Source organism: Marinagarivorans algicola (assembly GCF_001292705.1).
Lineage (GTDB): Bacteria > Pseudomonadota > Gammaproteobacteria > Pseudomonadales > Cellvibrionaceae > Marinagarivorans > Marinagarivorans algicola.
Map to the genome: position 1 here is coordinate 54,142 of NZ_LGAK01000014.1, position 24,609 is coordinate 78,750.

Consider the following 24,609-nt stretch of genomic DNA (forward strand, 5'->3'; position numbering starts at 1 on the left):
TGGGCGCTAATAAATCAGCATCCTATCAGGTCTATTTTAGTGCTTTGGCTGCTGCCATAATTAGCTCGTTATCAACACGCACTTTATAATTAGGCGAGATAAAGCTAAAGGTCACCAGTCCATCTTTGTTAACTAGCAGCGCCGCAGGTGCTGGTAATAAATGATGATCTTGGCCAGAGCTCTTCTCTAAGTCAATTCCATAGGTTTTATATTTTACGCGTGTCACAGCATCGACTTCAAAGGCTAAGCCTAACGCTTTAATCGCGGTAGCATGACTATCAGACAGCAAAGTATAGCCGAGTGAATGCTTTTCATCGGTTTTTGTAAGCTCTTCGGGCTTATCGGGGCTAACCGCAATTATTTGAAAGCCTAGCTCTTTTAAAGGCTTTTCTACTTTGCGTAAAGCGGCTAAGTGTAAATTACAGTAAGGGCACCAACCCCCACGGTAAAAAACCAATAGCGTAGGCTTTTGCGCCATTGCTTTATTTAAGTCAAAAGGCTTGCCCTCGGGCGTTGTTAAAGTGATTTTGGGCATCTCTTGGCCGATAAGAATCGGGCGGATTTCATCAGCATTTTGAGCCGGTGCACCGGCTTTATAGCCGTCAGCACTCACTACACTTGCAGCTCCTAGCAATAGCGCGCAGCTCATCGCCGCCACCACTTTTAACCCCATAACTTTACGCACGGCTTGATAAGCACTGCTTTGTACACCACGATAACACTCAACTACTTTCATTTACCTAGCTCCACATGCAACACTTGATTGCATTATTATAAAATATTACGACACTGTAGTACGACTGCTGTCGCACTACACTACTGAAAACCCAATGCTACAACATAAGCCTCACCAAATAGTTCACATTTTTATCACTATTGAGCCCGCGCAATAAGCGAAAACATAAGTCACCGCTTAACAGCCTATGAGCTTAGCGCTCTTTAAACCACTGACTTACTAAAAAGTTCATTCGCCGCACTCGTTATTGCCTAAGTACAATATTCAGCTTTTCAGTCGCACGATCCCCAGAGTTCTTACATGAACGTCTTGACTGTCGCCACGACCTCTAAGTCACACCAGCTTTTATCACTGACTGCCGATAAAAAAGTATCAAAAAATGAAGAAATAAATTGCCAAAACAAAAAAATAGGTATAAATAGCATACTTACAAACATCATCTTTGCTTTACCTAACTTACGTTAGCTCAGCACCCAATGCACCGTCTTTTGATGAAGCAAGCAGCGCCCACACTAACGCTTTATTTTTACTTCGCTTAGTAGCGATTTAGACGACACCTTTAATGACAACAACCCTACAACCTCCCCCAAGTAGCGCCTCAGCCTTACCGCAAGCATTTATCAATATTTTAACCTCACTGGTACGCAGCCCTAGCGTGGTTGGCGCTGAGCATTCTTTTTTTAGAGTACTTCAGCGTGAGCTAGAAGAGCGCGGTGCCAATGTTACTTGGTACGAAGGCCTATTGGTCGCCCAAGGTAAAAGGCCCAATAGCGTGTTTTTTTCGGCGCATATTGATCGCCATGGTTTGGTGTGTACTGGACCTAACGAGTTCCAATATGCCGCTTTTGTGGCCGGCGCACGCTCCGATCTATTAGGCAATTCAGTCGATGAGCAATTAATGCAAAAAATTGTTCATCGTTTTGGCCAAGAGCACGTCTTTGCTTATGAGCCTTGGTCGGGTGCTTACCGGGGCAAGGGCAAGGTTACTAATGCCTCTATTTGTGAATACCGTAATAATTTAATTTTTGAATTAGAAGGGTTAGAGCATTTAGTCGCAGGCACGCCTGTAGCATTTACAGACACCCTTAAAATGACCGAGCATACACTGGCGGGCCAACTCGACAATGTGCTCACCGCAGCCGCTTTGGTGTATAGGTTTGAGCAAGGCTTTGAAGGCACCGCGTTTTTTACCGCGCAAGAAGAAGCCGGCAAAAGCTGGCGCTATTTATTAGAGTGGTTTAGGCGCTTTGGTGGCTCAACTAACCAACTTATTGTTGTAGATACCAGCCCCTATCCTACCTTTGAAGCCGCTAACGATCAGCATTTGGTGTTGCGCAACAAAGATGCCAATGCCCACTTTAATACTGCACTAACACAAAAATTAGCCCGCACCTGTGCAGACTTAAACTTTCAAGTGCAATACAAAGATGCCTATGTAGAAGCGCACAACAAAACCTTAATCGCGAAAGGTGAACAGCCTACATCATTGGGGTCGACAGAACTTGGGCGTATTATTTCGGCCTCTCATGGTTTGGTTGATGGAACAACACTACAAATTCCCACCTCGGGTTATCACACTATGAGCGAAACCGCCCCCATTGCAGCTGTAAATGCTTTTTTAGCCGTTATTCAACGCATGAGTCAGACTTAACGCTCCCTATAGTCAGTATCGATAACCCTTGGTTAGCCACCCATTTAGTAGGATTTTTATGTTTAAAACACTGATTGTCGTAGACGATAATAGCCACTACGCACAGCTCAATGCCGCCTTTATTAGCTTTGAGCAATACCTGAGCGACTACCCCAAACTCAATGAGCCTAAAACGCGAATTATTAACCTATGCAATACACAACAGTATCTCAGCAAAGGGTATTATTGCTCTTTGTTAGCCGAAGCCCGCAAGCATGTTGCACTACCTAGCGTTAAAACCATTAACCGCTTACGCGATGAAAAAGACAATCAAGCTTTTTCACTGATTCCTTATTTCCCTAAAAATGTAGTGGTCACTCATACCCCGCAAACCGTATTGGCTTTTTTTGGTCAATGCCGCGATGTGCGCTTTCAGGCTTTATGCCAAAAAGCCTTTAAGCAATTTAGCGCCCCGATTTTAGGCATTACATTTTTTAAACAAGATAATGAAATACAATTAAAAATCACACAAGAAGCCTTTACCGAACTCAACCCAGAAGATCAAACACGGGCACTTGAGCAGGTTGATCGTTTTACGCAAACTGTTTGGCGTACCTATCAAGGCAAAAAACAAAATCGCTGGGACTTAGCCATTTTGGTTAACCCGCAAGAAGAAAACCCACCAAGCGATAGCGGCGCAATTAAGCGCTTTATTAAAGCAGCCGCCAAACACGGTATTACCGCACAAACAGTCACCGCCGAGCAGCTCGACAATATTAATCGCTATGATGCACTGTTTATTCGCGAAACAACTGCGATAGATCACCACACCTATCGCTTAGCCTGTAATGCTGAAAAAGAGGGCTTAGTAGTACTCGATGACCCGGTATCGATTTTGCGCTGCTGCAATAAAGTATTTTTGCACGATGCTTTTAGTTATCAAAAAGTACCCAGTTTAAAAACTGAGATTATTAGTGATAACAGTGATAAAACACTGCTATTTTTAGAGTCAAAATTTGACTACCCGATGATTTTAAAAATGCCAGAAGGCTCTTTTTCGCGCGGCGTATTTAAAGTCAAAACCCAGCAAGAACTCAAAGAAAAGCTAGCGCAATTACTCGCCGATAGTGCGCTGGTACTGGCACAGGAATATTTATATACCGATTATGATTGGCGCATTGGTATTTTAGGCGGGCGGGCGCTGTATGCTAGTCGCTATTTAATGGCGCGCAACCACTGGCAAATTTACAATCATAGCTCTAAGCGCTTTAGCGCGGGCGGTTTTGAAACACTGCCTACCTTTGAAGTTCCCAAAGTAGTGCTCGATGCCGCCTTAAAGGCTGCCAAAACTATTGGCAACAGCCTGTATGGCGTAGATGTAAAACAAGTGGGCGACAAAGCCTATGTGCTAGAGGTAAACGACAACCCCAACATCGATCACAAAATAGAAGACGTCTACTTAGGCGATGAACTTTATATGCAAATAATGGCCGAGTTTCAACGCCGCTTAGAAGCGCGTGGACGCTAATACTATGAGCAACACCTTATGACTAACGCCATAATCAATAGCCACATCATTAACAACAACACTGACAACAATACGACTAACAACAACGCCATTAACAACAACGCCATTAACAGCATCGTTATTAATAACACGGTAGTCAATAATATAAGCTACCGCTTGGCCACTGTGAGTGACCTTAAAGCTTTATTGCATATTGAATACACCTGTTTTAATAACAGTCGCTTAAGTGAGCGCAGCTTTAAACATTGGCTTAAAGCGGCACATGGTATTTTATGGGTTGCCCAAAGCCTTCAAAGCCCAGACGCTGTATTGGCAAACGAGCACCAGTCGCTGGTTGGTTATGCTTTAGCGTGGTGCCATAAAGGCACACGCCTTGCTAGTATTTACTCGCTGGCGGTATTACCCAGCGCTGCTGGGCAAGGTATTGCCCAGCAGCTTATGCACCAGCTAGAGCAAGTTTGCTTTAGCTTAGACTATTTACATTTGCGCTTGGAAGTGGCTAAAAATAATGCCGCTGCTATCGCTTTGTATCAAAAATTGGGCTATCGCATTTTTGGCGAGTACTGTGATTATTACGAAGATCATACCGACGCGCTACGTATGCAAAAAAGCATTAAAGCGGTGCAAGGCTGTGAGCCGTTAAATGCAATACCCTGGTATCAACAAACCACCGATTTTAGCTGTGGTCCTGCGTCGTTATTAATGGCTATGGCCAGTCAAGACTCCAACATTGCCCTTGAACAATATCACGAACTTGACCTGTGGCGTGAGGCAACCACTATTTTTATGACCTCGGGGCATGGAGGTTGTCACCCTATAGGATTGGCCTTAGCTGCTAAAAAACGGGGTTTTGATGCGGTTGTTAGTTTAAATACTCAGCAGCCTTTATTTATTGATGGGGTACGCAACGACGATAAAAAAAATATTATGACTGTCGTACACAACCAGTTTGTCGCGCAGGCGCAGTACAACGCGGTGACTCTAGACTATAACGAGCTAACACAAGACCAACTGCAAACTTGGCTAGATGAGGGCTACGCTGTCATTATTTTAATTAGCACTTATAGGCTAGATGGTAAAAAAATACCGCACTGGGTGACTTTAACCAATATTGACGAGCGCTGCCTTTATGTTCACGATCCCGATTTAGATGAAGCCCACCAATTGGCTATAGATTGCCAGCACTTGCCCATTGCACGTTTAGATTTTGAAAAAATGTCGGCTTTTGGCAGCGGAAAATTACGTACAGCGATTGCGATTAAAAAGCAGCCCTAATCATTTGCCTAAACCTAAGCCCTATTATTTAATATTTTTTGTTATTGAGTAAAGCTTTTATGCCAACAACTATTTTACCTAAAAGTACTGGCCCGCACCGTATTCATACTGTATTAATGGGGCGACAATTTAAACTCGAGGAAGCCAACGATCTACTTGTTAAACAAAAAGGCGCTGTACGCTACCGCGATGCCTATCAGATTAACTTAGCGCAAGGTGAAGCTTGGGTATTTAACTATGGCGTTGTTGTATGCTGGAATATTGAAGAAACAGCGCGCAAAATCTTATGCCGTGAACTATCAACCCTAATGACTGAGCATTTAGACGGCTACGAGACTGAGCAATTTCATTATCACATCACGCAAAATAATGAACACAGTCAAAGCGATAATACGCCCATAAAAAGCACCAACACCCTCACTATTCATAATGATTTTTTGTCGCTACCTAACAACAATCCTTTATGTCGCCTTGCTTTAAGTCATGCCTTTGCGCAGTCAGCTAAACTAAGCTTTTTTGAAGATACCGCACAACAGGTTATTCAACAAAATAGCTACATTTCTAAAAAACTAGCCGCAACTGGTAAAATCCCGCTCAGCCGCAATAAATTGGCTAAATTGCGTGGCGTGCTTTTTGATACCAGTAGTGATATTTCACTACACTTTAATTTATTGGACACACCCGAATTTTTTTGGGACTACCCAGAGCTCGAGTCCGACTATCAACAGCTAGCTAAATATTTAGATTTAACTCCGCGCATCGAGATACTCAACCATAAATTAGCCACGATTCACGCGTTGCTCGATATGCTCGCTAGCGAGCAACACCATAAGCATTCATCGTTTTTGGAGTGGATTATTATTGTGCTGATTATGATTGATATTGTGATTTATTTTTTCCCTAAATAATATAAAAAAGGCCTGCTTAAAAGCAGGCCTTTGACTATTACTGTTAAGTGATATGACACGCTACAAACTCAAGACTTTTTCGCCACGAGCAATGCCGGTGACACCCGAGCGCACCACTTCTAAAATAGAGGCTTCGCCAACTGCCTGAAAAAAAGCATCGAGTTTATCACTATGGCCAACCAGCTGAATAGTATACACAGACGCTGTAACATCCACTATTTGGCCGCGAAAAATATCAACACAACGCTTAACCTCGGCGCGTTGCGAGCCAGTCGCACGTACTTTAATGAGCATTAATTCACGCTCAATATGGGCACCTTCGGTTAGGTCAACCAATTTTACAACATCAACAATTTTATTAAGATGTTTGGTAATTTGCTCAATAACATGATCACTACCAGCAGTCGTAATTGTCAGGCGCGACAGTGTTGCATCTTCGGTAGGAGCGACGGTTAGTGTTTCAATGTTGTAACCGCGCTGCGAAAACAAACCCACAACACGTGATAAAGCACCAGGCTCATTCTCGACTAAGACAGAAATAATATGCTTCATTAGGTACGCTCCGTTTTACTTAAGAACATATCACGCATAGAACCATTGGCCCCTGAAGGGTCATTGGGCGGAATCAACATAGGGTAAACATGCTCTTGAGGGTCGACTTGGATATCCACAAAAACAACACGATCTTTCATAGCGAACACTTCGGTTAATTTTTCTTTGAGCTCTTCGCGTTTGCTAATACGCACGCCCACATGGCCGTAAGACTCTGCCAATTTTATAAAATCTGGCAGTGACTCCTCATAAAGGCTTTCGGAATGACGACCACCGTAGTTCATATCTTGCCATTGCTTTACCATGCCTAGGGCTTGATTATTTAAACAAATGATTTTGACGGGCAAATGATATTGCGTGCAGGTGCTCAGCTCTTGAATACACATTTGGATACTGCCCTCGCCGGTGACGCAAGCGACCACAGCGTCGCGGTGTGCATACTGTACGCCCATGGCTGCAGGTAAGCCAAAGCCCATCGTGCCGAGCCCACCCGAGTTGATCCAGCGCCGCGGGTATTTAAACGGGTAGTACTGCGCCGCAAACATCTGATGCTGGCCTACATCACTGGTAATGTAGGCTTCACCTTTGGTAACTTCATAGAGGGTACTAATAACCTCTTGAGGTTTAAGCGCTTCACTGGTGGTTTCGTAACGCGGCTTAACAAGGATGCCGTGCTTAGCGCGCCATTCGTTAATTTGTGCCCACCACTGACTGAGCGCTTCGGTATCCATGGTTTGCTTAAGCTCGTCGAATATTTGCAGCATATCATTAAGTACGCTGTCGACGGGCCCCACAATGGGTACATCAGCACGGACAGTTTTAGAAATCGAAGCGGGGTCTATATCGACATGAACGATTTTAGCATCTGGGCAAAATTTATCGGTCGCGTTAGTCACTCGATCATCAAAGCGTGCGCCTATGGCAAAAATAACATCGGCATTATGCATGGCAAAATTGGCCTCCACCATGCCATGCATACCTAGCATACCTAAAAACTGCTTGTCATCACCTGGGTAAGCACCCAATCCCATTAGTGTATTAGTCACTGGGACATTGAGCTTTTTCGCTAATGCGGTCAATGGCGCACTCGCATTGCCTTGTATCACACCGCCACCAGCATAAATAATGGGACGTTTGGCTGCTAGCATAAGCTGCATGGCTTTTTTGATTTGCCCTGCATGGCCACGAATCGCGGGATTGTATGAGCGCAGCCGCACTGTTTCAGGGTAATGATAATCAAACAGCACATCAGGAGCGGTCATATCTTTAGGGATATCAACCACCACAGGTCCCGGGCGACCACTGGCCGCCAAATAGTAGGCCTTTTTAATAATCGCTGGGATTTGTGCGGGATCTTTGACTAAATAGCTATGTTTAACAATCGGGCGCGAGATACCGACCATATCAGTTTCTTGAAAAGCATCCTCCCCAATACGATCGCTTACCACCTGACCGGAAATTACCACCATAGGAATGGAGTCTAGGTAGGCCGTTGCAATGCCTGTAATGGCATTAGTTGCGCCTGGACCCGAGGTCACTAAGCAAGTGCCTGTGCGGCCGGTAGAGCGCGAGTAAGCGTCCGCTGCGTGCGTTGCTGCTTGTTCATGACGCACTAAAACATGGTGCACGCGATCTTGCCTAAAAATCGCATCGTAAATGTGTAGCGCTGCGCCGCCTGGGTAACCAAAAATGCACTCAACGCCTTCATCGGCCAAAGCGCGCAATAGCATATCGCCACCAGATAGTTGTTCCACCTTGATATTCCTCTGTTGTCAGCATCGCCGTCCAAATTAGCAGCGCGCTGGTAATACGGTTAATCATCAAATAATATTCATCACTACATCTCTACAGTCTATTCAATAATAGACGCTTCGTTTGCGCAGTCATGGAAGAAGTCGCGCCAATACAAAGTCAGCATAGGCTTATAGCCCACACTTACCCAGCGGAACCTAGGGGGTGGCAGGTTCCCGCACTTTAAATGGTTAGAACGCACCGTGAGCGCTCTGGGGTAAAACATACTGAGGTTGGCCAGCTTTTACCTACCATCGGCGAATACAGCATTTTTACAGCTGCGCCCCTAAAGTTCAAGCACGACCCCCTCCCTTTTAGCAAGTAAATTCCAACATACGAAAAAATGCCGCACAAGATTGCTAAAGCGTATAAGGAAAAATCAAGATTAAGCAATTTTATATCATTATGCGCCAATCTTTATCTGAATATGCCAACGTATCACAGTGACGCATAGATAAATAATGTGCGCATAGGCCACCGATAACGTGCGCATAGACCAATCAGTGGCGCACCAACAAAATACTAAAGCGGCCGCTTAACCTGCAATGACGCGTAAATTTTAGGCATAACTCAAATTACGCTCAAATTAAAAAAGCTTAATAGCGCTTAGGGACGTATTAGGACGCACACTGTATTTACACACTTAAACACATGCTTTAGGCTAGCCAATCCTAAAAACTGCGATACCGAAGACCATGGGCGCCAAAAAGAAAAAACAGCCAACCAATAACACCATTGCCACCAACCGCCGCGCAAGGCACGACTACTTCTTAGAAGACCGCATTGAAGCCGGTTTGTCACTTGTTGGCTGGGAAGTCAAAAGCTTACGCGAAGGCAAAGCGCAGCTCACCGATAGCTACGTGTATTTTCAAAATAACGAAGCGTGGTTAATGGGTGTTCAAATTCAGCCACTGGGTACAGCCTGCACTCATTATGTGACAGATCCTGTGCGCTACCGCAAGCTATTGCTTAATCGCCGCGAAATTGACCGCCTGCAAGAAGCAGTTAACCAAAAAGGTTACACCGTAGTGGCCACCAACCTGTACTGGAAGCAGCACATGGTAAAGTGTGGCATTGCGCTGGCCAAGGGTAAGCAACTGCACGACAAGCGCAATACCGAGAAAGAGCGTGACTGGAGCCAACAAAAGCAACGTGCCATGCGTGCACACAACCGCGAGTCTTAACCGTGAGTCAGCACTTTGTAGGCCTTACGGTTTCGCCCGAACAATTGCAAACCGCCATAAATCTTAACGCCCAAGCCGCGCTAGATGAGGATATTCAAAGCGGTGATATCACCGCCGAGCTCATCCCACAAGACACACGGATTACAGCGCGCGTGATTACCCGCGAACAAACCACACTGTGTGGCAGCGCATGGGTCGATAAGGTCTATGCTTTATTGGCCGCGCAAAACCAAAGCCAAGCCAAAATCACGTGGCACCTCAATGACGGCGATAGCGCCGCAGCTGGCAGTGCACTGTTTGATATTACCGGTCATGCCCGAACACTACTAACCGGCGAGCGCGCAGCATTGAATTTACTGCAAACGCTGTGTGCTACAGCACACACCGCCAAGCGTTACGCCCAGCTTACCCAAGGCCATGCCATTACCTTACTCGATACCCGCAAAACCCTACCGGGCCTGCGCATTGCACAAAAGTATGCAGTGGCTGTGGGCGGCTGCCATAACCATCGCCTCGGCCTGTGGGATGCCTTTTTAATTAAAGAAAACCATATTGCCGCTTGCGGAGGCATTAGCCGTGCTATCGCTCAAGCTCGCACACTAAAACCTGGCAAGCCTGTACAGGTAGAAGTAGAAACCCAGCAAGAGCTCAGCGAAGCCTTAGCCGCCAAAGCCGATATTATTATGCTCGATAACTTTAGCCGCGAGGACACGCAAGTCATCTTAAATACACCAGCACCTGATAGTGTCTTTGAGGTATCAGGAAACGTTGAGCTTAATAACTTTACCCCCATGGCAAGCTGTCAGCCTTATCGCGTATCGGTAGGGGCGCTGACTAAGCATGTTAAAGCGGTTGATCTGTCGTTCCGCGTGATTGCCTGACAGCAGGCATAACGCATCACCATTATGCGCTTGCCCCCTTGCTCATCCCATGCCTTTGTTTAAGCGCTAAGTAGCCCATGCCATCACGTCATACCCTTGCACGCGACTTTTACCTAATACTACTGTATGCCATTATTGTATGGGCACTGATGGCCGTATTTGCGTGGGACAGTATTTGGCAAGCCTTGCAGCAAAAAACCAACATTGTTGCCGCCGTGATGGGGTTGGGCTCTTTTGTGGCCGGAGCCACATGCCTCGGCGGCGGTGCCGTCGCCTTCCCAGCATTAACCAAAATGATGGGCATCGACCCTTTTACTGCTAAATCGTTTTCACTAGCGATACAATCAGCAGGCATGACTTCAGCATCGCTATTTATTTTAACCGCCGTCAAACAGTTGCCCTGGCGCTTTATGGCATTGTACTTAAAAGGGAGCCTCGCAGGTTTGTTGGTTGCATTACTGTGGCTAGACCAGCAAATAGCCGCCAATGATATCCGTATTATTTTTACTCTATTTTGCTTAGGCTTTTTGATTGTATTTATTTTAGCCAATAGGCACGCGGTATTTGTGCGCAGTCATATTAATACTCACACTTACAAAAGCCAGAGTGTCATTATTACCTTTGGCCTAGTGGGTGGTTTAAGCTCTGGACTGATGGGCTCGGGGGCCGACTTACTCGCCTTTTGCGCGCTGGCTATTTATTTTAGATTATCGATTCGCATTGCGACCCAGGTAAGCGTACTCATGATGACAGCCAATTCGCTGGTAGGCGTTGCCGTACAATTTTGGTGGCTCGATAACGCCCCAGCACTCACCGCCCAACTGTGGTATGCCGCCGTACCGGTCGTTATTATTGGCGCTCCCATCGGGGCACTCGTGTGTAAATATATATCACAAAGGTTATTGTTTGTTTTTGTGATTATACTAGTCACCATTGAGGTCATGACTACCCTATGGCTAATCCCGGTTGAGAACAGCAAGATCAAGTACTACGCCATCGTTTTTATTTTTGCATTAAGCGGGTTATTTTTAAGCCACTGGTACCCGCATAAACATTTAGATCATCCCCAATCGTCATGAGTGGCACTATATTTTGCCAAACAATACTCACAATCAATACCCCCTAAAAGTAGGCTTAACTATGACTGAGACACACACCAAAACCCCTGCCCAAAAAGCCCTAAAGCTGTTGCTGATTTTGGCAGGTATAGGCCTTGTGGTTGCCGCCCTGTTTGCTTTTGCCCCTAAGGGTTTTGACTTAGACTTGAAACAAGTGGGCCAGGGCAAGCCTGCGCTTGTTTTTATTTATGATGCCAATTTAGGAGTCAGCTCGCAGCAAGCCGCTATTATTAACCAAGTACGCGATGCCCTAGATGCAAAAACAAAAAATAGCATGCACTTTTTAATGGCCAAAATAGGCCGACCTGATGCGAAAACTTTTATGGAAAAATACACGGTGCGTGCAGCTGATTTAGTTCTGCTTGATAAAAGCGGCAATGTTATTAAAGTTACGCGCAGCTTAGTCGACGCCAAGGGTGTTACGGCAATGATTAACGAGGTAGTGTTAACGAAGTAATAACTAGGAACGCGCTATAACTTTCAGTCATCACTGTGCACATAGCGCTAACGCTTCAATGCATGAACTAGGCTGTAAAACCTAGCTCAAAAACGCCGCTAAAATCCGTGTGTATGGGTACAGCTAATCGCGTGCTAAACGCAGCGCATTCAACACCACAATTAAAGAACTCGCCGACATACCAATAGCGGCCATCCAAGGCGGCACAAAACCTGCTGCCGCCAACGGTAACGCCACTAAATTGTAGCCTAACGCCCACGCTAAATTCTGTTTAATGATGCGTGTAACGCGCTGAGAATGGGGTATTAAACTGACTAATTGGTTTAAGTCATTATTGAGTAAAATAGAGTCAGCCTGTAAACGCGCTAACTCACTTGCCTCGCCCATAGCACACGAGACATCGGCCGCGGCTAATACCGGAACATCATTAATCCCATCGCCTACCATAAACACTTTTCTGCCAGCCGCTTGTAACGACTGTACATACGCCAACTTATTCGCCGGCGTTTGCTCACTTAATGCTATTTTAATGCCGAGGCTGTGTTGTAGCTGCGTGACATTGGGCGCCCTATCACCACTTAACAGATGCACCTGTAGACCTCTGTTTAGCAACTGCTGTACGGCACTTGCACTCGTATCGCGCACCTGATCTTTCAAACAAATCCAAGCGATTAACTGCGTGTTTTTAGCCAAAGCAAGCCATTGGCCAGGCCCTGGGTATGTCTGTGTAGTATGCTCACAAACAAAACTCAATCGACCTAAACGATAAGTATTGCCATCAATCACACCTTGCACACCTTGGGCAGTGATGTTTTTTGCGCAGATTACTGTGTACGGGGTGGCGATATGACGAAAGGCCTTGGCGATAGGATGACTACTAACTTGCTGTAAGGCCGCTGCAATTGCGAGCACATCGGCTTGCATTAAAGCGCCGCTAGGGCCGGCATCATCGAGTAGCTTAACTTCGGCAATGTGTAATTGCCCACATGTTAACGTCCCGGTTTTATCAAAAATAACATCCGTAATATGGCCAAATTGCTCCATCGCAACACCCGATGTCATTAACACCCCTTTTTTACGGACCGCGCTTAACGCGCTAGTCAGTGCAGTCGGTGTCGCAAGCGATAGTGCGCAAGGGCACGTTACTACTAATACCGACAGCGTAATCCAGAGCGCTTTGGCCGGCTCTTGGGTAAACCAAAAACCCGCCACACATATCGATACGATTAATACCGCTGCAACAAAATAACCCGCAATATAATCAGCAATAGCCACTTGCTTTGGCCGCTCGGCAGCCGCTTGGTCGACTAAGCGCTCAATATGCGCTAACCGCGTCTGCCGACCAATAGCCTCAACACTTACCCACAACCCTGACTCAATATTTTGACTGCCGGCAACCACATAGCTACCTACAACTTTATGCTGTGGCTCGGCCTCACCCGTTAATAGGGCTTCATCAGCGCTGCTATGGCCTTGCTCAACACGGCCATCGCAAGGAAAGGTTTCGCCCGAGCCGATCCAAATATGATCGCCTTCTTTTAAACTTTTAACCGGCACTCTTTGCGGCTCGCAGGTATCGTTTTGCGCATAACCACTGTCTTTTTTAAGTGCGGTTAAAGGTACTAATTGCTGTAAATTACCGGTGCGTAAAAAATTATTAAACCGCACCCGCTGCTCTAAAAAGCGCCCCAGCAACAAAAAAAAGGTAAACATTGCAATCGAGTCAAAATACACATCGCCGGTTTGATTGACCGTGGCAATAGCACTGGCAACATAAGCGAGTATAAGCGCTAATGCGACAGGGACATCCATAATAAGATGACGCATTTTTAAGGCGCGCCAAGCGGCTATAAAAAAGGGATAGCCACTATACAGCAACACCGGCGTTGCCATAATTAAGCTCGCCCAACGCAACAAGCTTTGTAAATGAGCTTCAATACCCTGAATAGTACCTGCATGCAAGGCAATGGCCACCATGCCTGCTTGCATCATACCTAAGCCAGCAACACCCAAACGCAAAATAGCTTTGCGCTGGCGCTGCTGCCAATCATTTTGATAGTTGCGGGCTGTATTGGGGTTAAGCTGAAAACCAATACGCGCAAATTCGGCAAAAATTTTACTCAGTTTAATATGCTTTGGGTCAAAGCGAATCACCCCTTGATGACTACCTGAGTTGACACTGACAGAAGCTACCCCAGTGAGCTTTTTTATATGCTGTTCAATCAGCCATACACAGGCAGTGCAGGTGATCCCCTCGACCGTAATAGCCGCCTGCAATAAAGCTGGTTGCTGTAAGTCGGTTACCACAAAATCTTCTTGGACTTCTAGCAAGTCGTAAGCTTCAAAGGCTGCACGCTGCACTTGAGTGGCCTCGGGCTTTACACCTTGCTGCTCACGATATTGATAATAATTTTGCAATCCACCATCAACAATCGCCATCGCAATTGCTTGGCAGCCGGCGCAACAAAAAGGCTGCTCTTGCCCATCAATAAGCGCCGAAAAACCCGCTACACTCGGTAGAGCACAGTGAAAGCACGGCGGTGTGCTTGCCGAAGAGCGCTCAGTGAATGTCACTGATGGGTGTCTTTGCGACCCTTGAGCGATTGACGGCTGAGCGCTAATAACAGATGACGCCGATACGTTGTTTAACACTTTTTTTGATGCGGTTATTGGCATTAATGAGCAACAGCCTTTAATTCAACACGTGAGACACCGTCGGTGGCATCAGCCAAATTCACCTCGCCAGGAATACGCCATATATTTAACGAGGCTTTTTGCTCATAGGCCTTATGAATGCCCGCCGGCGCTGGTATCGCTTTTAGTGGCTGTGGCGCGAGCGCTTCTTCTAACGTGCCTTGCAATGCAAAATACCATCGACCCTTTTGCATTGATGTTAAATCAGCTCTAAAGCGCTGTGTATCCACTTGCTTTAATGGCAAGCTAAAATCTAATGCAGCATCCGCCGGATGCGAAAAAGCAACCACTAGCTGTGTTCTTGAAATGGCTTGATTTGCATTAAACCACAGTTCACCCGTCTGCCAGTCAAACGTAATAACGCCACCGATTTTTAACTTCACGGCTAAGGCTTGCTCTTCAAAGCGGTGATTAATCATACGGCCTTCTTTGTAGTAATTATCTAAGACACGGTCGTCGGCGCCGTTAAAGGCCGTGGTAATCATAATAGGCACCGTCACAATCAAAGTTAGCATCGGCGAAACTAACAGCCAAAACCATACTTCTCGGTACCAAGGCTTTGCAATCTCTTCGGTGTGCATGGTGCACCTCATTTATCTCAAAAAAGTGTATAAGCGCTATTATTTACGCGGCTTAGGGGCCATAAAAACGGTCTTTTCTTTGGCCGCTATTTCGGTATTATCTTGTGCAATAATATGAATCGTTAAGGCATGAGACTCCGAAGTAATGAATTTTTTAGGCACCGCAACGCGAATAGGCAGAGTAAACACCTCTCCTTCGGCAATAGGTACCGGCTTATAGTTTTTTAATTCAAACGGTAGCTCGCCATGAAGTTCTATACGGTAAATATGTGTTTTTCTATCCATATTATTAATTTTAATGGTATACACATTTTGCACCTCTTTGCCTTGCACGCGATACATACTCGCACTGCGATCGCGCAATACGTCAACGCCCAAAGGGCTGCGGTTATAAATGGTGTAAGCGAGTAAACCGATCATTACAATAACAAGGGAAAAATAACCCACAAGCCTTGGGCGAATAAATTGAGTATGACCGTTTTCTAGCTGATCTTCTGAGGTAAAGCGAATTAACCCTTTGGGATATTCCATTTTTTCCATAATGGAATCGCATGCATCAACACACAAACCACAGTTAATACACTCGTATTGAGCGCCATCGCGAATATCAATATCGACCGGGCATACTTGCACACACCACGAGCAATCCACACAATCACCTAAGCCTTTCGCCTTGTAATCTTCACTGGCTTTACGCGGCCCACGCGTCTCGCCACGCGCCTCATCATACTGTACATACAGTGTGTCTTTATCGTACATTACCGCTTGAAAGCGTGCATAAGGGCACATGTATTTACACACTTGCTCACGTAGCCAGCCTGCATTTAAATAAGTAAAAGCGGTAAATAAGAATGTCCAAAATATCGCCACCGCAGGTGTATGCCATTCAATACCACTTGCGCTGATTGATGGGAAGAAGCCCCCGAGCAAATCGCGAATAGGCATAAAATAGCCGATAAACGTAGCGCCAGTAATAAAAGCAATCAATAACCACAAGGCATGCTTGGCACCTTTGCGCATTAGCTTTTCGAGGTTCCAGGGCTGTTTATCGAGTTTTATACGCTTATTTCTGTCACCCTCGCATATATCTTCAACCCAAATATACATTAAGGTCCACACGGTTTGCGGGCAAGTAAACCCACACCACACACGCCCCACCGTCACGGTCACAGCAAACAGTAAAAAAGCGGCAATAATTAATGTCCAAGCCAGCAATATAAAGTCTTGCGGCCAAAAGGTCACAAATAGCACATGAAATTTATGCTCAGTTAAATCAAAGAGTACCGCCGGTCGATCATCAATCACCAGCCAAGGTAGCAATAAAAAACCCAGCAATAAAGGAATGCCTGTGTAACGCCTAAGGCGCTGAAAATACCCTTTTACTTTTCGGGTATACACCTTACTATCAGATTCATATAAGTTAATGTAGCGAATGGGCTCTTCACCCTCACTGTGAGATTGCTCAGAAGACTGGGATTCGCTCATAAAAACACCTAGATACGAGAGGCACCGAATAAAAGGCGCGAGAGGGGCATATTTAATGTCACTATTCAGCCAAGCTGAAAAAATCACCTGATAGGGTGTGACGGATTATGTTCTGGACATTTAAATGCTGGGAGCGCTTATATGGCGCCCATAAATGGCTTGAGCGGCCCAGACAATGATTCATCAGTATCCAATTTCGGCACCTCTGAATCGTTACGATTTAATGTAAATAAACTAAAAAAAGCGCGCAATGCGCGCTTTTTTTAGCAACACCCGACGATTTAATGCGATAGGCTGTAAACATAAGCGGTCAGCAAATGAATCTTATCCTCACGTAGTAAATCTTCTTGTGCGGGCATGCGATTAACACGGCCATTGCGTACCGTATTAGCGATTGTGTCGCGCTCACTATCATACAACCAAATATCATCGGTTAAATTAGGCGCACCCATCACAATTTGGCCTTTTGCGTCAGCCCCGTGACAAGCACTACACACAGCCCCAAAAACCTCTTTCCCTTTGGCCAGTTGCGTAGCGTCGTGATCTAAATCAGATAAGCTCAGCACATATTCAGTCACCGCCGCTACGCCCTCTTCACCAATGGTAGGGCCCCAAGCTGGCATGTTGGCATTGCGACCTTTAACGATACTTTCGCGAATTTTGTCAACGCTACCGCCGTGTAGCCAGTCGTTATCGGTTAGGTTAGGGAATCCGTAGTTACCGCCACCGTCAGCACCGTGGCATACTGCACAGTTATTGGCAAACAAACGCACACCCATTTTCATGGCTTCGGCATTCTGACTCAGCTCTTCAACGCTCATTTGGTTATATTTTTCATAGCTATCTTTGTATTGCTCTTGTGCCTTTTCTTGACGTGACTCTAATTGGTTAACCGATGTCCAGCCTAAAACGCCTTTAAAAGTTCCTAAACCAGGATAAAGCACTAGATAAATAGCTGTAAAAATAATCGTACCTATAAATAATTGAAACCACCATTTAGGTAACGGGTTATCGTATTCTTCAATGCCATCATAAACATGGCCGGTTGTTTGATTGGCTGGATCTTCATCATCGCGCTTAGCCACTTTGCGATTAGCAAAAAGTATCCAAGTGCATAAACCAATGCAGGTGAGGGTTAAAACGATAACCCACAAACTCCAAAATGTACTCATTGTCGTTAGCCCTAATTCTTTGTTTCGTCGGCAGAGTCTGTTGTTGCAGACGCTTCGTTTGGCTCATCCGCAAAGGGAAGCTGAGCCGCCTCTTCAAACTGTTTACGACGTGAAGGGGAAAAAGCCCACCAACACACCGCAATGAATGCAATCGCTACCAATACGGTAGCGGCACTACGTAAAGTATTGATATCCATACTGGTTACCGCTTATGCGTGAGCAAAGTGCCCAGCTGCTGCAAATAAACGACAAGCGCATCGATTTCAGCCTTACCTTCTACTGCTTGTTTAGCGCCTGCAATATCTTCATCGGTATAAGGCACACCAACAGAGCGCAAGGCTTTCATTTTTTTGGCTGTGTATTCACCCGATAGCTTATTTTCAAACAACCAAGGGAATGCTGGCATATTGGATAAAGGCACGACACTACGAGGGTTGTACAAGTGCGCTTTGTGCCACTCATCGCTATAGCGTAAACCAACACGTGCCAAATCTGGACCGGTACGCTTAGAGCCCCATAAAAATGGATGCTCATACACACTTTCTCCAGCGACAGAGTAATGACCGTAGCGTTCAACTTCTGCACGCAACGGGCGAATCATTTGGGTATGGCAGACATGACAACCCTCGCGAATATAAATATCGCGACCTTCCAACTCTAAAGCTGGTAAAGGCTTTAGGCCGGCAATCGGCTCGGTGGTTTCAGGTAAAAAGAATTGTGGTACGATTTCTACCAAGGCACCAAAGCTAATGGCGACAACCACTAATACACTCATCAAACCAATGTTTTTTTCGACGATATCATGATTTTTCATACTCGCACTCCTTATGCCGCTTGAGGCGTAGCTTTAGATTCTTCGGGCTGCACTTCAAATTTCATCGTGCGAATAGCATTGTAAGCCATAATAAACATACCACTTAAAAATAGCGCCCCCCCTAAAAAGCGTACAAAGTAACCTGGACGGCTAAACTCTACGGCTTGAATGAAACTATAGGTTAGGGTGCCATCAGCATTAAATTGACGCCACATCTGGCCTTGACCAATACCATTGACCCACATAGCTGCTACATACAACACGGTACCAACAGTCGCTAACCAAAAATGTACATTAATAAGTTTTACGCTGTGCATCTCTTTGCGGCCTGCCAAAATAGGCAATAAATGATAGATAGCACCAATCGTAATCATCGCAACCCAACCTAAAGCACCCGAATGTACATGACCAATAGTCCAGTCGGTATTATGTGAGAGCGCGTTAACTGTTTTAATCGCCATCATCGGGCCTTCGAAAGTGCTCATGCCATAGAACGACAAAGACACCACTAAAAAGCGCAACACAGGATCGGTTTTTAATTTATGCCACGCGCCTGAGAGTGTCATCATGCCGTTAATCATGCCGCCCCATGAAGGTGCTAACAAAATTAAAGACATCACCATGCCTAAGCTTTGGGTCCAATCGGGTAAAGCGGAGTAGTGTAAGTGATGCGAACCAGCCCAAACGTATAACGAAATCAACGCCCAAAAGTGAACGATAGAGAGCTGATAAGAATACACAGGGCGACCTGCACGCTTGGGTACAAAGTAATACATCATGCCCAAAAAGCCTGCGGTCAAAAAGAAGCCTACAGCGTTATGGCCATACCACCACTGAATCATGGCATCCATGGCGCCGCTGTACGCTGAGTATGATTTCATAAACGAGACCGGTACTGCCATGCTATTGACCACGTGCAACAAAGCGACAGTGATAATAAAGGCACCAAAGAACCAGTTAGCCACATAAATATGCGATGTTTTACGCTTAACAATAGTGCCGAAGAACACTATGCCATAAGCTACCCACACCAAGGTAATCAAAATATCGATAGGCCACTCGAGCTCGGCATACTCTTTAGTTGAGGTATAGCCTTGTGGCAAAGTAATGGCTGCAGCCACAATCACCAACTGCCATCCCCAAAAAGTAAAGGAAATTAAAGGTCCACCAAACAGTGCCGATTGACACGTCCGCTGCACAATAAAGTAAGAAGTCGCAAACAGGGCACAACCACCAAATGCAAAAATAACAATGTTAGTATGCAGAGGACGTAAACGGCCAAAATGACTGTAGGGTTGAAAAAAGTCGTTTAGTTCTGGCCACACTAACTGTGCAGCAATTAGAACACCCATACCCATACCTACAATACCCCATAGAATGGTCGCTAGTGCAAATGACCGTACTACATCGTAGTTGTAAGTAGGCGCTTCGGATGTTTGCGCCGAGTGACTACTCATATGTTTTTCCCAAGTTTTAAATTAAAAGCAAAATAGAACAAAAATAGAACAACCATAAAGCCTGCAAAACCTATCACTTAAGATAGTGTAATTTTTAACTTTTGCAGGTTTTCGTGCTAACAGCTAATACGATAAAAAGGCTAAAGCCCAAGCTCTCATCAGGGTTTGGTTAACCTGAGTCACTTGGGCTAGTACACGCCTTGCATACACAGGCTAATAGCACTTTTTGATTTATACGCACAGCAGATATATTGTCTTAGCCAACTCACAGTGATTACCTACGGTGATGAAGGCATACCCCATAATAGAGTACCTATTACTCACAATAAGAAGGGTACTGGACTTATCGCTAAAGCTCTTGATAAATATCAAAAGACTGTGCGATAACGTTTAAAAGCTCATGCGTCCGCCAATAGCCAGTGAACGCTGTTCGGCACCAATGCCGATATCACCCGTTACTGAAAAGTTTTTATTAAACCAGTAAGCGCCACCAAAATTGGCACTGGTCTCACCATCAAAAACGGTTGAGTGCTCAACTTCAAAATACGCCTCAATACCCTGTACTACGTAACCGCGAATACCACCACCGAGCACTAAACCTGAATCACCGGAGCCATTATCTGGCGATACATTTTGAAAACCTAATAAACCATACACATGTGAAGTGGCTCCCCAAGCCACCTTATAACCACCGCTCACGTTCAAAGATGAAGAACCGCATGCCTCATCGCCCGATACGTCGGTAAAGCTGCCACGAGCAAAAAATTGGTTACCAAAATCGTACGAGCCATTAATATTGAGGCCGTCTTGGGTACACTCTTTATTACTGCCGTTGCCTTCATAATCATCAAGGCTTTGGGTGGTGTACTTAACACCAGCATAAGTATAGGTTGGGCGCACTTTTTTAGCGGGCTTCTTTTCATAGGTTTGTGCAACAACCACTTGACTACCAGCTACCAACAAAGAACTGGCCATAAGCGCACTGAGTAACTTTTTCATGGTATCTCCTAATATTGAAATAACGGTATTAAAATAATGTGCGACCTTTTTGCGCTGCAATACGCATACGCAAAGAATTAAGCTTAATAAAGCCTTCCGCATCTTTTTGGTTATACGCGCCATCATCATCTTCAAAAGTAGCGATCTTCTCGTCAAACAAACTATTTTCAGAGCGGCGACCTACAGCACTCACGCTACCTTTATAGAGCTTCAGACGCACATCGCCATTCACAGGCGTTTGCGATTCATCGATCGCTTTTTGCAACATAATACGCTCTGGGCTCCACCAATAGCCGTTGTAAACCAGCTCAGCATACTTGGGCATCAAGGAATCTTTAAGGTGAGCCACTTCACGATCTAGAGTAATAGATTCAATAGCGCGATGCGCTTTTAGCATAATGGTGCCTGCTGGGGTTTCGTAGCAACCACGAGACTTCATACCAACATAGCGATTTTCAACAATATCTAGACGACCAATACCGTGTTTGCCGCCCAAGGTATTTAACGTTTCCATAACCGTTGCAGGGCTCATAGTTTCGCCATTGATAGCAACGATATCGCCTGATTCAAACGACACCTCAAGATACTCTGGCTTATCGGGCGCTTGCTCGGGTGATACGCTCCAACGCCACATATCGTCTTCAGCTTCTGCCCAAGGATCTTCTAAAATGTCGCCTTCATATGAAATATGCAATAAATTGGCATCCATCGAATACGGAGACTTTTTCTTTTTATTAAAATCAACGGGGATGTCATGCTTTTCGCAGTAAGCCATTAAACTCTCGCGACTACTTAAATCCCACTCACGCCAAGGTGCAATCACTTGTACACCAGGCTTCAGGGCATAAGCACCTAATTCAAAGCGGACTTGATCATTACCCTTGCCCGTTGCACCATGCGAAATTGCATCTGCGCCGGTTTCATTGGCGATTTCAATCAATCGCTTAGCAATAAGCGGGCGAGCAATCGAGGTGCCGAGTAAGTATTCACCTTCGTAAATAGCATTCGCACGAAACATAGGATAAACATAATCACGTGCAAATTCTTCACGCAAATCATCAATATAAATTTCTTTAACGCCTAGAGCCTCTGCTTTCGCGCGGGCGGGCTCAACTTCTTCGCCCTGACCAATATCAGCGGTGAAGGTAACGACTTCACAGCTATAGGTTTCTTGTAACCAACGGACAATCACGGAGGTATCAAGACCACCCGAATAAGCCAGAACAACTTTATTTACCGACGACATAGGGGCTCCAAAGGTAGAAAATTGTGACAAAAGGTGAAAACGGCGGCATTGTAGCGGGTACAGCGCCGAAATAACAGATATAAGAACGAGGTTTACCCGAGGAAACCACCTAGCAGGCCTTAAAGCTCACCAAACTTATTGGTCAAATTAATGTCCAATCCAGCCGGACACCCTTATATTAAGTCAGAGCGCTCCACATGACCGACTTACTGCACCTAAATCTAAAACGACCTGCCCTAGCACTCACTTTATCGTTAGTGCTCTGGGTGGTAAGCGCTTCAGCAGCGCCGGCTCTAAGCAGCACTCACAGCAGCCGAGCTGACTTTGGTCGCAATGCCTACCCCATTTGGAGCCCTCTCTCTTTTTTTGAGCGGCAAACCATTGGCGAGCGGCACGCCGCAGAAACTGGTGACCCTGATGCCCTTCTAGCACTATATATTATGGCTTCTGGTCGCCATTCTCTCGATGACTATAAGCGCATTAAGCAACAGATTGACCACTATGTAAAAACCCTTAAAGACCATACCGACGGTGTACTTGACCCCTGGCAACAAGGGGAAATCTTAAACCGCACCATGCATCACAGCTTTTTTAGAAGCCCCGAACCCAAAGATGATGAAGACAGCCAAAGCAAACCACCAAGCAACTACAACCTCGATCAATCGCAACTGACCGGTATATTCCAAAACAACCTTTTTAACTGCATCAGCTCTAGCCTGCTTTATGCCGTATTGGCCCGCCACCTAGGCCTAGAGGGCTTGGGTGTTATGCTGCCATCCCATGCGTTTATTCAGTTAAATTTCGAAAATGGTAAAACCGCCGAAGTCGAAACTACCAGCCCACTCGGTTACGACCAACATCACGATGCAGAGTTTTATCAGCGCGCAGCCGATAGTTGGTTTAATCCACGCGGCTTAGCCCCTTCAAGCTACAACGATTACCTCGATCGCGAGCTGATTTCTTTTTGGCAACTCGGTACGCGCAACATGCTGCACCAACACACACACCCTGGACGCATGAATGATGTCAATCGTGGTCGCCTGGCCGAAATCAGCGCCTTTCTCGACCCAAGCTATGAAGCGGCTCAAATCAACCGCATGCATTATTACACCACCGAAGCCTCAAACATGGCCAAACACCAACAGTGGCCGTCACTCGCCCGCTTTTTTAGTCACGTTATGGAAAACCTCACAATAGATACTGAACGCTTTAACCACAACGAACCACTACAAAATAGCTTTTTTTGGCTCAATCTATTGGCCATTGATGCTTACGCCCAAACACAGCAGCTGGCACCAACGCTCAGTTATATTCAACAAAGTATGAATCTCGCTTTTAATAGTGAACGCTTAGAGCGCGCACAAAATAAAAGCTTAAGCGCGTTAAACACATTACTGAAGCACTTTGTTGCCGAGCAAGATTTTAACAGCGGGCTCTATGCCATCAATGCACTTGAATCTTATAGTAGTGAACACCCTCATTTCGTAAAGAGCCTCAATTGGTTTTACAATCAATGGGCAAAAGCATTGTGGGACCAAAAACTATGGGGTGATGCCACCGCAACACTCGAAGACTACCTTGCCCAACCCTATTTACCCGCCAACCTTAAAGATACCCATAACAATTTAGCCGGCGCCTATCAAAACTGGATCATCGCAGAGCTTGAGCTGCACAACCTTGATGGCGCTAAAGCCATTACCGAGCAGTGCGAAATACAACATTTTGGCTTAACGCTATGCCAAAAGGCCCGAGACGAAATTACCGTTTATGAAACAGTGAACCCTAAAAAAGCCACTAAAGCTGCGCCAGCTCAGTTGCCAGGCACATAGTACGCATGCAGGTAAAATACGACTAAAAGGTAATGCGACCGCAAAACAATACGCCCATGCGGGCTCTTATCGTATACTTCAGCGATTATGATTACACCGCTATATTATTGCGCCGCCACAACACCTAACACACCCGCATGACTGACCCGCTCACTCCGCAGCCTCCCTTGTAGCCAGTTTTTTCAACCGATCAAAAATAAGCGTCTCGCACGTGTCGAATTATTAAACGCTTATAACCACCATAACTATAAGCGCTTTTCAACCTTCGGCTT

Annotated in this window: 21 protein-coding genes; 9 read left to right on the forward strand and 12 right to left on the reverse strand. The window is 45.6% G+C overall.

From position 1 onward, the window contains the following. Positions 1 to 31: 31 nt before the first annotated feature. On the reverse strand, positions 32 to 736 hold the full coding sequence (locus AC438_RS06115; RefSeq protein ID WP_053980366.1) for a peroxiredoxin-like family protein: 705 nt from the start codon (positions 734 to 736) through the stop codon (positions 32 to 34). 562 nt (positions 737 to 1,298) lie between these two features. On the opposite strand from AC438_RS06115, the gene AC438_RS06120 reads away from it, so the two are divergent. Genes AC438_RS06120 through AC438_RS06135 form a run of 4 tightly spaced genes read left to right on the forward strand, consistent with a single transcriptional unit; the run spans position 1,299 to position 6,077 of the window. Next, complete coding sequence (locus tag AC438_RS06120) at positions 1,299 to 2,387, forward strand: peptidase M42 (protein ID WP_053980367.1); 1,089 nt, start codon at positions 1,299 to 1,301, stop codon at positions 2,385 to 2,387. 58 nt (positions 2,388 to 2,445) lie between these two features. Beyond that, entirely contained in the window at positions 2,446 to 3,894 is a 1,449-nt protein-coding gene (locus AC438_RS06125) for a RimK family protein (protein WP_053980368.1), read from the forward strand. A gap of 18 nt (positions 3,895 to 3,912) precedes the next feature. Further along, positions 3,913 to 5,169, forward strand: coding sequence for a GNAT family N-acetyltransferase/peptidase C39 family protein (locus tag AC438_RS06130; protein WP_082353998.1), 1,257 nt, complete (start codon positions 3,913 to 3,915; stop codon positions 5,167 to 5,169). 59 nt (positions 5,170 to 5,228) lie between these two features. Further along, positions 5,229 to 6,077, forward strand: a complete 849-nt coding sequence (locus AC438_RS06135; protein WP_053980369.1) for an RMD1 family protein — start codon at positions 5,229 to 5,231, stop codon at positions 6,075 to 6,077. A gap of 60 nt (positions 6,078 to 6,137) precedes the next feature. Here the strand turns inward: AC438_RS06135 and ilvN are convergent, their stop codons facing one another. Next, positions 6,138 to 6,629 (reverse strand): acetolactate synthase small subunit, encoded by a 492-nt coding sequence (ilvN, locus tag AC438_RS06140; RefSeq protein WP_053980370.1) that lies wholly within the window; start codon positions 6,627 to 6,629, stop codon positions 6,138 to 6,140. Further along, a complete protein-coding gene (locus tag AC438_RS06145; protein WP_053980371.1) occupies positions 6,629 to 8,383 on the reverse strand; it encodes an acetolactate synthase 3 large subunit in 1,755 nt (584 codons plus the stop codon). Before AC438_RS06145 ends, ilvN begins: the two co-directional genes overlap by 1 nt. Before the next feature lie 732 nt (positions 8,384 to 9,115). Between AC438_RS06145 and smpB the strand changes: the two genes are divergently transcribed. From smpB to AC438_RS06165, 4 genes are all read left to right on the forward strand, one after another. Next, positions 9,116 to 9,604, forward strand: coding sequence for an SsrA-binding protein SmpB (gene smpB / locus AC438_RS06150; protein ID WP_053980372.1), 489 nt, complete (start codon positions 9,116 to 9,118; stop codon positions 9,602 to 9,604). A gap of 2 nt (positions 9,605 to 9,606) precedes the next feature. Continuing rightward, positions 9,607 to 10,485 (forward strand): carboxylating nicotinate-nucleotide diphosphorylase, encoded by an 879-nt coding sequence (nadC, locus tag AC438_RS06155; protein WP_082353999.1) that lies wholly within the window; start codon positions 9,607 to 9,609, stop codon positions 10,483 to 10,485. Between the two features lie 77 nt (positions 10,486 to 10,562). Beyond that, positions 10,563 to 11,564, forward strand: coding sequence for a sulfite exporter TauE/SafE family protein (locus AC438_RS06160; protein ID WP_053980373.1), 1,002 nt, complete (start codon positions 10,563 to 10,565; stop codon positions 11,562 to 11,564). Positions 11,565 to 11,625: 61 nt separating this feature from the next. After that, complete coding sequence (locus AC438_RS06165; RefSeq protein WP_053980374.1) at positions 11,626 to 12,060, forward strand: hypothetical protein; 435 nt, start codon at positions 11,626 to 11,628, stop codon at positions 12,058 to 12,060. A gap of 123 nt (positions 12,061 to 12,183) precedes the next feature. Here AC438_RS06165 and AC438_RS06170 read toward each other — a convergent pair whose 3' ends face one another. The 9 genes from AC438_RS06170 to AC438_RS06210 all read right to left on the reverse strand — a co-directional run bounded on the left by AC438_RS06170 (position 12,184) and on the right by AC438_RS06210 (position 22,508). Then, positions 12,184 to 14,736, reverse strand: coding sequence for a heavy metal translocating P-type ATPase (locus AC438_RS06170; protein WP_082354000.1), 2,553 nt, complete (start codon positions 14,734 to 14,736; stop codon positions 12,184 to 12,186). After that, positions 14,736 to 15,335 carry a FixH family protein gene (locus AC438_RS06175; RefSeq protein WP_053980375.1) on the reverse strand — a complete coding sequence of 200 codons (600 nt, stop codon included), beginning with the start codon at positions 15,333 to 15,335 and terminating at the stop codon, positions 14,736 to 14,738. Before AC438_RS06175 ends, AC438_RS06170 begins: the two co-directional genes overlap by 1 nt. A gap of 39 nt (positions 15,336 to 15,374) precedes the next feature. After that, positions 15,375 to 16,820, reverse strand: a complete 1,446-nt coding sequence (gene ccoG / locus AC438_RS06180; RefSeq protein WP_053980376.1) for a cytochrome c oxidase accessory protein CcoG — start codon at positions 16,818 to 16,820, stop codon at positions 15,375 to 15,377. 281 nt (positions 16,821 to 17,101) lie between these two features. Continuing rightward, positions 17,102 to 17,992 carry a cytochrome-c oxidase, cbb3-type subunit III gene (ccoP, locus tag AC438_RS06185; protein WP_172676758.1) on the reverse strand — a complete coding sequence of 297 codons (891 nt, stop codon included), beginning with the start codon at positions 17,990 to 17,992 and terminating at the stop codon, positions 17,102 to 17,104. Positions 17,993 to 18,003: 11 nt separating this feature from the next. Next, positions 18,004 to 18,189 carry a CcoQ/FixQ family Cbb3-type cytochrome c oxidase assembly chaperone gene (locus tag AC438_RS06190; RefSeq protein WP_053980377.1) on the reverse strand — a complete coding sequence of 62 codons (186 nt, stop codon included), beginning with the start codon at positions 18,187 to 18,189 and terminating at the stop codon, positions 18,004 to 18,006. Between the two features lie 5 nt (positions 18,190 to 18,194). Beyond that, positions 18,195 to 18,806, reverse strand: coding sequence for a cytochrome-c oxidase, cbb3-type subunit II (gene ccoO, locus AC438_RS06195; RefSeq protein WP_053980378.1), 612 nt, complete (start codon positions 18,804 to 18,806; stop codon positions 18,195 to 18,197). Between the two features lie 11 nt (positions 18,807 to 18,817). Next, positions 18,818 to 20,263 carry a cytochrome-c oxidase, cbb3-type subunit I gene (gene ccoN, locus AC438_RS06200; RefSeq protein ID WP_053980379.1) on the reverse strand — a complete coding sequence of 482 codons (1,446 nt, stop codon included), beginning with the start codon at positions 20,261 to 20,263 and terminating at the stop codon, positions 18,818 to 18,820. A 390-nt stretch (positions 20,264 to 20,653) separates the two neighbouring features. Continuing rightward, the gene (locus AC438_RS06205) at positions 20,654 to 21,262 is read right to left on the reverse strand and encodes a hypothetical protein (protein WP_053980380.1); all 609 of its coding nucleotides are present in this window, start codon (positions 21,260 to 21,262) and stop codon (positions 20,654 to 20,656) included. A gap of 28 nt (positions 21,263 to 21,290) precedes the next feature. Next, a complete protein-coding gene (locus tag AC438_RS06210; RefSeq protein WP_053980381.1) occupies positions 21,291 to 22,508 on the reverse strand; it encodes an argininosuccinate synthase in 1,218 nt (405 codons plus the stop codon). A gap of 197 nt (positions 22,509 to 22,705) precedes the next feature. Between AC438_RS06210 and AC438_RS06215 the strand changes: the two genes are divergently transcribed. Then, positions 22,706 to 24,337 (forward strand): transglutaminase-like domain-containing protein, encoded by a 1,632-nt coding sequence (locus tag AC438_RS06215; protein WP_053980382.1) that lies wholly within the window; start codon positions 22,706 to 22,708, stop codon positions 24,335 to 24,337. Positions 24,338 to 24,609: the final 272 nt, after the last annotated feature.